At 76.7% G+C, this 11,213-nt stretch carries 9 protein-coding genes; 2 read left to right on the top strand and 7 right to left on the bottom strand.

Translation table 11 applies throughout. The features are described 5' to 3' along the window. Positions 1 to 124 precede the first annotated feature (124 nt). From ABT006_RS27680 to ABT006_RS27665, 4 genes are all read right to left on the bottom strand, one after another. A complete protein-coding gene (locus ABT006_RS27680; protein ID WP_350711068.1) occupies positions 125 to 943 on the bottom strand; it encodes an ABC transporter ATP-binding protein in 819 nt (272 codons plus the stop codon). A 70-nt stretch (positions 944 to 1,013) separates the two neighbouring features. Further along, on the bottom strand, positions 1,014 to 2,012 hold the full coding sequence (locus tag ABT006_RS27675) for an ABC transporter ATP-binding protein (protein WP_350711066.1): 999 nt from the start codon (positions 2,010 to 2,012) through the stop codon (positions 1,014 to 1,016). A 1-nt stretch (position 2,013) separates the two neighbouring features. Beyond that, the gene (locus ABT006_RS27670) at positions 2,014 to 4,764 is read right to left on the bottom strand and encodes an ABC transporter permease (RefSeq protein WP_350711064.1); all 2,751 of its coding nucleotides are present in this window, start codon (positions 4,762 to 4,764) and stop codon (positions 2,014 to 2,016) included. A 4-nt stretch (positions 4,765 to 4,768) separates the two neighbouring features. Continuing rightward, positions 4,769 to 7,963, bottom strand: coding sequence for an FtsX-like permease family protein (locus ABT006_RS27665; RefSeq protein ID WP_350711062.1), 3,195 nt, complete (start codon positions 7,961 to 7,963; stop codon positions 4,769 to 4,771). Between the two features lie 123 nt (positions 7,964 to 8,086). On the opposite strand from ABT006_RS27665, the gene ABT006_RS27660 reads away from it, so the two are divergent. Beyond that, positions 8,087 to 8,218, top strand: a complete 132-nt coding sequence (locus ABT006_RS27660; protein WP_350711060.1) for a hypothetical protein — start codon at positions 8,087 to 8,089, stop codon at positions 8,216 to 8,218. Between the two features lie 45 nt (positions 8,219 to 8,263). Here ABT006_RS27660 and ligD read toward each other — a convergent pair whose 3' ends face one another. Then, complete coding sequence (gene ligD, locus ABT006_RS27655; protein WP_350711058.1) at positions 8,264 to 9,289, bottom strand: non-homologous end-joining DNA ligase; 1,026 nt, start codon at positions 9,287 to 9,289, stop codon at positions 8,264 to 8,266. Between the two features lie 47 nt (positions 9,290 to 9,336). On the opposite strand from ligD, the gene msrB reads away from it, so the two are divergent. Further along, entirely contained in the window at positions 9,337 to 9,750 is a 414-nt protein-coding gene (msrB, locus tag ABT006_RS27650; protein ID WP_350711057.1) for a peptide-methionine (R)-S-oxide reductase MsrB, read from the top strand. A gap of 55 nt (positions 9,751 to 9,805) precedes the next feature. On the opposite strand, the gene ABT006_RS27645 is transcribed toward msrB, so the two are convergent. Together ABT006_RS27645 and ABT006_RS27640 are read right to left on the bottom strand one after the other, a co-directional pair. Further along, positions 9,806 to 10,369, bottom strand: a complete 564-nt coding sequence (locus tag ABT006_RS27645; RefSeq protein ID WP_350711055.1) for a DUF305 domain-containing protein — start codon at positions 10,367 to 10,369, stop codon at positions 9,806 to 9,808. A gap of 66 nt (positions 10,370 to 10,435) precedes the next feature. Continuing rightward, a complete protein-coding gene (locus ABT006_RS27640) occupies positions 10,436 to 11,182 on the bottom strand; it encodes a lytic polysaccharide monooxygenase (RefSeq protein ID WP_350711053.1) in 747 nt (248 codons plus the stop codon). Between the last annotated feature and the right edge of the window lie 31 nt (positions 11,183 to 11,213).

Below are 11,213 nucleotides of genomic sequence, written 5' to 3'. Positions count from 1 at the left end.
CGGGCGCCGGGGGCGCGCTCTGGGCGGGCCCCGCCCCCCCGCGGGGGGGGGGCCCCCCCGGCGGGGGGGGGGGGGCCCCGGGGGGGGGGGCCCCCCCCCGCCCGGGGGGGGCCCCCCGCCCCGGTCAGCCGTCGACCAGGCGGCCGTCGCGGAGGGTGAGGACGCGGTCGGCGAGGTCGATCAGGGCCGGGTCGTGGGTGGCGACCAGCGCGGTCATGCCCCGCGCGTGCACGACCGCCCGGATCAGGTCCATGATCGCGCGGCCGGTCTCCGAGTCGAGCTGGCCGGTGGGCTCGTCGGCGATCAGCAGGTCGGGCTCGTTGGCCAGTGCCCGGGCCACCGCCACCCGCTGCTGCTGCCCGCCCGACAGCTCGTACGGCCGCTGCGCGGCGTGCCCGCCCAGGCCGACCAGCTCCAGCAGCACCGCCACCCGCTCCTCCCGCTCGGCCGCCGGCACCCGCGCCAGCCGCAGCGGCACGCCGACGTTCTCGGCGGCGGAGAGGATCGGCACCAGCCCGAAGGTCTGGAACACGAAGCCGACGGTGCCCCGGCGCAGCTCCAGCAGCTCCCGCTCGCCGACCCCGGTCACGTCGTGCCCCGCCACCACCACCCGGCCCGAGTCGGGCCGGTCCAGCCCGCCGACCAGGTTCAGCAGGGTGGTCTTGCCCGCCCCGGAGCGGCCCCGTACGGCGACCAGCTCGCCCCGCCCGGCGGAGAAGGACACCTCCCGCACGGCGTGCACCGCGTGCTCGCCGCGGCCGAACGTGCGGCTGACCTCCGTCACCCGGACCACCTCGTCGGTGACCGCGACGCCCGCCACGCTTCCGCCGGGCCGCCCGTCCGCGACGTCCCCGGAGCGCCCGTCCGTCACCGTCCCGCCGGAGCGCCCGTCGACCGTCGCCCCGTCGTACCGGCCGTCCGCCATCACGTCCCGCTCGCTCATGATCCCGCCCCGCTGCGCTCGGCGCGGCCGACCGGCCCGGCCACGCGGTACCGACTGATTCCTGGCCCGCTCACTGCGTCGCCTCCCGCTCGTCCCGCGCCCGGTCGCCCGGCCGCACCTCCACGTGGTCCGGCTCCAGGTTGAGCCGCACCCGGTCCCGCAGCGACAGGGCGTCGACGAAGGACGCCGGCAGCTGCATCCGGCCGGTGCGGTCGAGCACGGCGTACTCCTCGCTGACCAGCTCGGTGCTGCCGTCCGCGCCGATCCGCGCCGTCCGGCGTACCTCGGAGGCGGTCCGGCCGTCGCGGATCGCGACGGTCCGGCGGACCTGGGTGGCCACGGCGTGGTCGTGGGTGACCACCACGATGGTGACGCCGAGTTCGGCGTTGATGGTGCGCAGCGCCCCGAACACCTCGGCGCCGGTCGCCTCGTCCAGCTCACCGGTCGGCTCGTCGGCGAAGAGCACCTCGGGGTCGTTGGCGACCGCCACCGCCACCGCGCAGCGCTGCTGCTCGCCGCCGCTGAGCTGCCCCGGCCGCCGGTCGGCGCAGTGGCCCACGCCGACCAGGTCGAGCAGTTCCCGCGCCCGCTCGCGGTTGGCCCGCCGGCCGCCCCGCCGACCGGCCAGCCGCATCGGCAGCTCGACGTTCTCCAGCGCGGTCAGGTACGGCAGCAGGTTGCGGCCGGTCTGCTGCCAGACGAACCCCACCATGTCACGCCGGTAGCTCAGTCTCCGCCGTGCGGAGAGGTTGAGCAGGTCGTAGTCGCCCACGCGGGCGATGCCGGCGGTGGGGGTGTCCAGCCCGGAGAGGATGTTCAGCAGGGTCGACTTGCCGGAACCGGAGGCGCCCACGATCGCCACCAGCTCGCCCCGGTCGATGACCAGGTCGAGCCCCTGCAGCGCGACCACCTCCACCCCCTCGGTCTTGAAGATCCGGACCAGCCCGTCGCAGACGATGTGCCCACGCAACAGGTCCCGGCCACCGGCCCGCTCCGCCGCACGCTCGGCGGCCCGCTGTTGCAGGGCGGCCAGGTCCGGCACGGCGGTGGTCTCCGCGGTAGCGGTCATGTCAGCTCTCCTCTCCGAGCCGGAGCACCTCGCCGAGGCGCATCCGGCGGTTGTTCAGGGCCTCGACGGCGACCGCGAAGCCGAGTGCGACCGCCCCCAACGCGACGACCCCCGCCGCCAGGCCGGGCTCGAACGCCACCCGGACCTCCACGCCGTCGGTGAAGGCGGACAGGCCGAGCACCGGCGTGAGCAGCAGCGGCAACACCGTGCCGACCAGCGCGCCGGTCACCACCGAGACGCCCACCAGCGGGGCCAGTTCCACCACCAGCAGCCCGCGCCACTGGCGCCGGGACAGGCCGAGGGTGCGCAGCCGGGACAGCACCTGGCCGCGCTCCCGGGCGCCGGCGAGCACCGTGAAGGCGATCGCGAGCAGGCCGAGCGCCGTCCCGCCGGCCGCGCCGGCGGCGAACCCGAAGGCGAGCACCCCGTTCGCACCGCCCTCGCCCACCTGCCGGCGGGTGTCCGCGAAGGTGAGCACCTCGACGCTGCGCAGGCGCTCCCGGCCGACGACCGTCCCGCCCGTCTGGAAGCGGGACTGCCCCGCGTCGCCGACCCGGCGCAGCGCCTCGACGTCCAGCCCGTCGCCGACGACCAGGAAGCCGGTCGGCACGGCGGCGTAGTCCCGGCGGGGCAACGACTGCCAGGGCAGGATGACGAACCGGCCGCCGCCCGCGCGCAGCAGCGGGAAGCTCTCCGTCCGCTCGGCGACCCGGAACTCGTACCGTTGGCCCTGGGCGCTGACGAAGGCGGAGTCGTCCAGGCCGGCGTCGGCCAGCTCGGCGGCGACCGCCGGGGAGACCACCGCGGGCAGCGGCCCGGCTCCCCCGGCGGGGGTGCGCAGCGCCGCGGGCACCGTCACGTCGACGCCGGCCTGGCTGACCATCCGGGCCAGGGCGGGGCCGTCGACCATGAGCACGGTGACGCTGCCGAGCCTCGTGTCGGTGCCGACCGCGTCCTTCGTCAGGCGCTGGCCCGCCTCGTGCAGCACGGGGCTCGCGGCGCGCACCCCCGGCAGCCGCTCCAACTCGGCGCCCGTGTCCGGGGCGATCCGCTCCCCCACGATCAGGGCGTCGGCGGGGACCGCCCGGCTGGCGGCCCGGTCCCGGCTCGCCTCGATCCCGGCGGCCGTCACCGCGCAGAACGCCGCCGTCGCGATGGCCAGCACGACGACCACCAGCGGTACGGCGACGACCGAACGGCCGGCCCGGGCGGTACCGAGGAAGGCGACGCTGCCCCGGGCTCGGGCCGCGAGCCGACTGACCAGCCGCAGCGGCCACGGGTACAACCGCATCGCGACCACCGCCGCGGCGACGGCCAGCAGCACCGGGACCGAGACCAGCAGCGGATCGACCTCGCCGGGAGTGAGGCCACGGCGGCGCAGCAGCACGACCGCGAGACCCGCGAGGACCAGCAGCGCCGCCTCCACCGTGAGCCGACGCACGGAGGGGCGCGCCCGGACCAGGTCACGCCGCCCGGTGCCGCCGGTGGAGACGGCGAGGGTGGCCACCGGCAGCGCCGACGCCACCAGGACGGTCGCGACGACGGCGAGCCACCAGGTCTCCCCGGGCGCCCCGGGAGCGAGGCCGCCGAGCAGCCAGCCGAGCGCGGCGGCGGGCGGCACCACCAGCAGCGCCTCGGCCAGGCTGCGGCCCGCGTTCGTGGTGGCCGCCCCGCCCCGGGCACGCAGCAGGACGAACTCCGCCCGACGCCGGCGCACCAGCAGCCCGGCGGCCAGCGCCACGAGGCCGGCCAGCGTGGCCAACACTCCCGCGGCGATCACCCCGAGCACCGTCCGGGCGCTGTCCACCTCGGCGGCGAACTCCCGCAGCGGGATGTCCAGCCCCTGGATGATGTCCCGGCCGGCCGACTGCCGGGTCGTCTGCTGGAGGCCGTCGATCACCTGGTCCAGCTCGCGGACGTCGATGCCGTCGGCGCCCAACCGGTAGCGCCAGCTGAACGACATCGGCCAGCCGGCGACGGCCTGGCGGTCCAGCGCCGCGCCGTCGACGACGCCGACGATGATGAAGGGTTCGCCGTCCCCCTCCGGCTCGACGATCCGCAACAGCGGCGGCAGGCCGTCCCAGAACCCGTCGGTGCCGGCGCGGGGCTGGAAGAGACCGACCACGGCGACCTGGACGGGGGGCATGGATTCGAAGGGTGAGCCGGCAGTCGGCGCGGCGAGGGTGAGCCGGCTGCCGAGCCGCAGGTTCAGCTTGCGGGCGACGTCCTCGGCCAGCGCCACCTGCACCGGCTGGCCCTTCGGCGCGTCGGCCGGCCAGCGCCCCTCGACCAGGGTGCCGGCCTCCTCGACCCCGGGCACCGCCCGCAGGCCGAGGTCGACCAGGAGGTTCTTCGCCGCCAGGTCCGGGCCTCGCACCCGGCTGGCCGCGGTCTCCGCGGTGAACCACCGCTGGTCGACCATCCGGCGTACGACCGGCGGCAGTCCGGCCTCCAGCTTCGCCAGGTCGCCCTGGTGCGTGCCCACCAGGGAGGCATCCCTGTTCGTGTCGACGAGCGGCCCGGTCGAGTACGTCACGTCGCGCTGCTGCGGTGGCACGGCGCCCAGGTGGGACCGCAGGCCCTGCTGGGCGTGATCGTTGACGATCCTCGGCACGCCGCTGATCACCAGCATGGCGACCAGCGTCAGCGCCGCGAGCAGCAGGAACTGTCCGCCGTACGCCCGTACCCGGCGGGTGACCGCCCCGATGCTCACCACGCCCCGTCTCCGCTCCTGGTCGTCCCTACGCTCCACCCGGTCACCGGTCTCCCCCGATCCGCAGCTGCGCCACGGCCACCCGCTGCCGGATGCCGAGGGCGATGAACGCGCTGAAGGCGAGTGCCGCCAGCAGCAGGCCGAGCGCGGTCAGGCCGATGGGCAGCCAGGGCACCACGAAGGCGGCCTCCGGCACCGGCCGACCGGCGGACGGCGTGAGGATGACCAGCGGGGCCATGGTCGCGCCGACCGCGGCGCCCAGTAGCAGGCCGACGCCGACGCCGATGCCGGCCAGGAAGGTCTGCTCGGCCAGCAGCGCCCGGGCCAGCAGCCGGGGGCTGGCGCCGAGCGTGTGCAGCACGGCGAACTCCCCCAGCCGGTGCCGGGCGGTCGCCCAGACGTCGACGACCAGGCCGACCAGCGCCAGCAGCACCGAGCCGAGCGCGGCGGCGAGCAGCCCGGTGCGGGCCCCCTGCCAGTACGGGTCGCCGGCGGCCCGCTCGGCCACCTCCCGCCGGTCGAGCAGCGTGGTGCCGGCCAGCTCGGCCGCCCCGCGGGCCGCCTCGGCGTGGCCGTCGCCGTCGGTGCCCAGCCACCACTCCGCGACCGGCCGGACGGCGCCCCGGTCCCGGATCAGCCAGTCCGTCGCCGCCGGCAGGTCCAGCAGCACACCCGCGCCGGCCGAGGAGGGCACCTCGTCCAGTTCGCCCACCAGCGTGACCGGCAGCGTCGCGCCGGACAGCACGAGGTTGACCGTGTCACCGGTGCGCAGACTCAGCGCGTCGCGCACCGCCGGGGTCATCAGCGCGGGTACCGGCCGGTTCTCGGCGGCCGGCACCAGGGCGAAGCGGCTCGGCGGCTGGAACGCGAACCGGCCCCCCGCCAGGTACTCGATCTTCCGCTCGGCGCTCAGGCCGGTGGCCGTGACGTTCGCGCTGACCGGTTTCCCCTGGCCGTCGGCGGCCACCCACCCGCCGGCCAGCGACGCCGGCTGGGCCGCGCCGTCCGCGCCGACCAGCCGCAGGTCCGACACCTCCAGGCGGTACGCCCGCCCGCGCGCGTCCCCGCCGTCGATCTCGAAGCCGGACAGCCGCACGGCGCCCGCCCCGTCGGGGACGGCGACGGTGAACGGCACCGGCCGGCCGTCGCTGCCACTGCTGCCCGCCGGAATCCGGAAGGCCAGCCCGTCCGCCCGGGTCAGCAGCACCCAGAGACCGATCTGGTGCGGCGTGACGGCGTCCCGCACGGGCGTACGCACGGTGCCGGTGAGGGAGCGGGTGCCCGCGGGCAGGTCCATGCCGGCGGGCGCGCCGCGCGCCCGGGTCAGCCGGTCCAGCAGCGCCGGCACCGGCTCGTCGGCCAGTCGCTCGTTGAGCCGCAGCACGCCGGCCGCGCCCGCGGCGTCCAGGCTCACCACCGTCGTCGGCAGGTCGTCGCGGCCGAGGCGGATCTCGTCCCGCCAGGCGGGCAGCACCCCGTCGACGCCGGGCAGCACGCCGAGCTGACCGGCCCGGTCGTCGGGCGCCGCGCCGGTGCGCTCGACGACCCGCAGGTCGGCGCCGACGGTGTGCTCGGCCTGGTCGCCCTGCGACCGCTCCCCCGTCGTCACCAGCGACCAGGCCAGGGTGCTGCCGCCGACGGCGAGGGCGAGCAGCAGCACCGGGCCGGCGTGCGGGCGCCGGCCGGCCTGCCACATGCCGAACATCGTCGCCGTCCACGGCCGGCGGTCGACGAACCGCTCGGCGAACCGGGTCGCGGGCGGCAGCAGCCGCAGCGCCACGACCGCGCCGGCGAGCACGCCCAGCGTCGGCGCGGCGACGAGCAGCGGGTCGACCCCGAGCCGCCCGCCGGCCCCGGTGACCGGCGAGGAGTACTGGCGCAGCTGCGTCCAGGCCAGCACCGCGAAGCCGACCAGCACCAGGTCGAGGCTGGCCCGCTGGACGGTCGCGGCACGGGTGGGACGGGACCGGGCCGCCATGTCGGCGACGTACGTGCCGGCCCCCCGCAGCGTCGGGACGACCATCGCGACCAGGCAGCCGGCGGCGGTGGCGGCCGCGGCGGCCCAGACCAGCGTGGTGTTCCCCGAGGAGAGCGCCAGCGGGGCGGCACCGTCGGTGCCCACGTGCCGCAGCGCCTCGCCGGCGATCAGGGGCCCCAGCACGCCGGCGGGCAGGACGACCAGCGCCGCCTCCCGGGCCGCCAGGCCGGCCAGTTGCCGCCGGGCGGCGCCGCGGGCCCGGAGCAGGGCGGTCTGGCCCCGCCGGTCCTCGTGCAGCAGTGCGGCGACCAGCACCAGCGCGTACCCGCCGAGGACCACGATCAGCAGCAGCGGGGTGGCCAGCGAGGAGCGCCCGACCAGGTCGGCCCGGGCGACGCGGTCGAGCAGCCGGTCGATCGCCGTGACGGTCTGGGCCGAGGAGCCCAGCCCGGCCGCCTCGGGCACCTCGGCGACGGCGGCGCTCAGCGCCGCCCGCACGTCGAGCAGCCGGCCGGCGCGGGCCACGGCCGCGAGGTCCGGCTCGACCACCCAGGACGCCGACACCGCGCCCGGGTAGGTCGCGACGAAGTCGGCCCGGTCCAGCACGAAGGGCCCGTACGAGGTGCCGGAGTCCGCCGCGCTGCCGGCGCCCACCCCGGGGGCCAGCAGCCAGTACGGGTCGGCCGCGTCGCGCGGGCGCCACGTCCCGACGAGCACCACCTCGCTGGTCTTCTCGGACCTGCGGTCCAGCATCGGCACCCGGTCGCCGGTGGCTATCCCGAGCGCGCCGGCGACCTTCTCCGGCAACGTCACCTGCATGGGGGACGCCCCGGGGGTGGGCCACGCGCCGCTGCTCAGCTCCGCGTGGCGGGGCAGGTCGTCGAGGGTCGCGAGGCTGGCGAAGACCGGGTCGTCGTCCTCCCGGACCACCGGGCCGAGGTCGCCGGTCAGCTCGCGGCCACCGCCGTAGCGGGCGGCGTCGACGGTGATCGGCGCACCGCCGAGACCGGCGGCGAAGCCGTCGCGGACCGCCCGGTCCCGGGTGGCGAACTCGGTCGCGTCCCGGCCGGCCGCACCGCTGACCAGGACGCTGCGCTCCTCGAAGGACGCCCCGGTGAGCAGGGCGCGTTGGCCGGCCTCGACGGCCCGGCGGTTGTAGTCGGAGAGGCCGGTGACCAACGCGACCGCCACCAGGGCCGCGACCACCGCGGCGAGCAACAGCCCGCGCGCCTCGTGGGCCCGCCTCCACACCAGCTTCATCCGATGCCCTCCCCTGGCCCGCTGTCGGGCCGACGATCAGGGAGAGGGGCGACGGTCCGGGAAAGGTTCGCGCCCGTTACTTGATCGTTACCAGATCGGCGGCGGTCCATCGTCGGGGCGCCCGTGCCGCCGGGGGTCCGGGAACACCTGGCCCGGGGCGACAAGATCAAGGCCATCGCCGCGTACCGGAAGGCGACCGGCGCGGACCTGCGCTCGGCCAAGGAGGCCGTGGAGGCGTACGCCGACCGGCGGTGACGGCCACGCCGCCGGGCGGCAGCACGAGAGCCCGGCGCGGGCCGGTCAGCGGGGGCGGTCGCGGTCCTTGGAGGGCTGCACCCGCTTCGGCTCGCCGGGCATCTTCGGGTGGTCCGGCGGGTACGGCATGTCGCCCTGGCCGGCGGCGGCGTCCCGGTCGGCCCACTCCAGCAGCGGGGTGATGTCCCACGCCGCGTCGTCGATGCCGGCGTGCGGGTCGCCGCGTTCGGCCAGCCGGGCCGGGACGCTGCGCAGGTCGAAGTCGTCCGGGTCGACGTCGGGCAGCTCGTCCCAGGTGACCGGGGTGGAGACGGTGGCCCGGGCGTTGGCCCGCAGCGAGTACGCGCAGGCGATCGTGCGGTCCCGGGCCATCTGGTTGTAGTCGACGAAGACGCGGGTGCCCCGCTGCTCCTTCCACCAGGCGGTGGTCACCAGCTCCGGCCGGCGCCGTTCCAGCTCGCGGGCGAGCGCGATGGTGGCCCGGCGCACCTCGGTGAACGTCCAACGTGGCGCGATCCGCAGGTAGACGTGCACGCCGCGACCCCCCGAGGTCTTCGGCCAGCCGGGGACGCCCAGCTCGTCGAGGAGCCCGCGCAGCTCGCCGGCGGCGGCGACCGCGTCGGCGAAGTCGGTGCCCGGCTGCGGGTCGAGGTCGATGCGCAGCTCGTCGGGGCGGTCGACGTCGGCGGCGCGCACCGGCCACGGGTGGAACACGATGGTGCCCATCTGGGCGGCCCACGCCACGTGGGCCAGGTCGGCCGGGCAGAGCTCGGCGGCGCTGCGACCGCTCGGGAAGCTGATGGTGGCCGTCTCCACCCACGGCGGCACGCCCCGCGCGGGCACCCGCTTCTGGAAGAACGCCTCCCCCTCGACGCCCTCGGGGAAGCGCTGCAACGTGGTGGGACGCCCGCGCAGCGCGCGCATGATGCCGTCGCCCACGGCGAGGTAGTAGTGGAAGACGTCGGCCTTGGTGAAGCCGCGCTGCGGGAAGATGACCCGCTCCGGACTGGTCAGCCGTACGGTGTGCCCGGCCACCTCGATCTCTTCGGCCGCGGCCTTCGTGCCACCCATTGCGCGACCATATGCCACACCCCCGACGTCCGACGTACCGTTGGCGGGTGAGTCTTGACGAGAGCGAACTGCCCCGCACCGAGGAAGAGTGGCGGGTCCGGCTCAGCCCCGAGGAGTTCCGGGTGCTGCGGGAGGCCGGCACCGAGCGCCCGTGGACCGGCGAGTACGTCGACACGAAGACGCCGGGGATCTACCGCTGCCGGGCCTGCGGCGCGGAACTCTTTCCGAGCGACACGAAGTTCGACTCGCACTGCGGGTGGCCCAGCTTCGACGACGCCATCCCGGGCGCGGTCAAGGAGATCGAGGACCGCAGCCTGGGGATGAGCCGCACCGAGATCCGCTGTGCCCGGTGCGACAGCCACCTCGGTCACGTGTTCCGGGGCGAGGGCTTCACCCCCAGGGACACCCGGCACTGCGTCAACTCGGTCTCCATCCGACTGGAGCCGCGCGCCGACGCCTGACGCGAGGGCGCCGCTGGGTCGGGCGGCCGGGCGACCCCGACCACGGGCCGCCGGGTCAGCGCCGGGCCGCCGCCAGCCCGGCCAGGAGCGAGACCTCGGCCGTACGCGAGCGCTCGACGCGTCCGGCGAGGTCACGCACCCTCGGGTCGCTGCCGACCGCCAGGTGCGCCCGGGCCAGGTCGGCCGCCGCGCCCTGGTGGGCGCCGAGCACGTCGAGCAGGACGCGGTCGACCTCGCCGTCCGGGGCGGCCCGCAGGCGGGCCAGGTCCCCGGCGGCGGTCCCGTGGTCGTGGTCGTGCCGCTGGGCTGCCCCGGCGGGCCCGGCGTCCCGCAGCCAGCCGTGCATCGTGGCAAGCTCGTCGGACTCGGTGACCTCGATGGCGGCGACCAGGGTACGCAGCTTCCGGTCGGTCACCCGGTCCCGGCCGAGCCGCACCATCTCCAGCGTCTGCTCGGTGTGCGCCGCCATGGTGGTCAGGAAGACCACGTCCAGCCCGCTCAGCGCGCCCCCGGTGGCCGTGGCGGGCGCGGGCGCGGGGGGCGCCGGGGGTGTCCCCGCGCCGCAGCCGGACGCCAGCAGCAGGGCGGCGAGCAGGGCGACCGTGCGCAGCCGTCGCATGACGTACTCCGATCCGGGGGTGGTGACGGGTGCGGCGGGCGCCGGGGGCGGGCCGCACCCGTACGGTCAGACCTGGGTCCAGAGCGCCGGCACGTAGGGCGGTTCCCAGCCGGGGATCGCGGTGTGCGCCTGCCGGCAGCGGTACGTCAGCCCGCCGTAGGTGACCTGGTCGCCGGCCTGGTACGCCCGGCCCGCCGTCCAGCTGCCGCCCGGGGCGGGAGGGGTGGTCGGGGAGGCGGTGGGGGTCGGGGTGGGCGACGGGGCCGGCGGCGTCGGGCTCGGCGTGGGCGACGGGCCGCCGCCCCCGCCGACCTCGAGGTCGACGCAGGAGTAGAACGCGTTGGCGGTGTCCGCGATGTTCCACACGGCGAGCACCTTCTGCCGTCCGGACCAGCCGCTCAGGTTGACGGTGTGCGAGACGGTGGCCCCGGGCTGCCGCCCACCGCCGTCGAAGACCGCCACCCGGGTGCCACCGACGAAGTACTCCCAGTTGCTGGTGGCGTGCCGGGCGGTGTTGGTCCAGGTGAAGGTCACCGAGGAGCCGACCGCGGTGGCGGGCCAGCCCCGGCTGTCGTCGTTCAGGACGGCGAAGTGGGCGATCCCGGCGTGGCAGTTGCGCAGCCCCTTCGGGCCCTCCACGCTCTGCGGCTCGTACTTGATCTGCCCGCAGTCCGGGACCCGGCCCTGGGCGCAGAGCGCCTGGCGGCTCGGCGGCCCCGACACGTAGCCGTGGGCCTGGGCGGGCGCCGCGACGGCCAGGGTGGAGACGACGGCGCCCGTCGCCACGAGCGGGATGGTGATTCTTCGGCGCATGGTGGCAGCTCCTTCGGAACTTCGGGCCGGT

The sequence above is a fragment of the Micromonospora sp. NPDC002717 genome, from assembly GCF_040295705.1.
GTDB lineage: Bacteria > Actinomycetota > Actinomycetes > Mycobacteriales > Micromonosporaceae > Micromonospora.
The sequence above is the reverse complement of the archived record's forward strand: the minus strand, read 5'-3'. Positions and strand labels throughout refer to the sequence as shown.

Excerpts from the sequence above, each read along its gene's own strand:
- ABT006_RS27665 (WP_350711062.1), bottom strand. The coding sequence starts at position 7,963 with ATGAAGCTGGTGTGGAGGCGGGCCCACGAGGCGCGCGGGCTGTTGCTC.
- ABT006_RS27675 (WP_350711066.1), bottom strand. The coding sequence starts at position 2,012 with ATGACCGCTACCGCGGAGACCACCGCCGTGCCGGACCTGGCCGCCCTG.
- ABT006_RS27680 (WP_350711068.1), bottom strand. The coding sequence starts at position 943 with ATGAGCGAGCGGGACGTGATGGCGGACGGCCGGTACGACGGGGCGACG.
- ABT006_RS27645 (WP_350711055.1), bottom strand. The coding sequence starts at position 10,369 with ATGCGACGGCTGCGCACGGTCGCCCTGCTCGCCGCCCTGCTGCTGGCG.
- ABT006_RS27640 (WP_350711053.1), bottom strand. The coding sequence starts at position 11,182 with ATGCGCCGAAGAATCACCATCCCGCTCGTGGCGACGGGCGCCGTCGTC.
- ligD (WP_350711058.1), bottom strand. The coding sequence starts at position 9,289 with ATGGGTGGCACGAAGGCCGCGGCCGAAGAGATCGAGGTGGCCGGGCAC.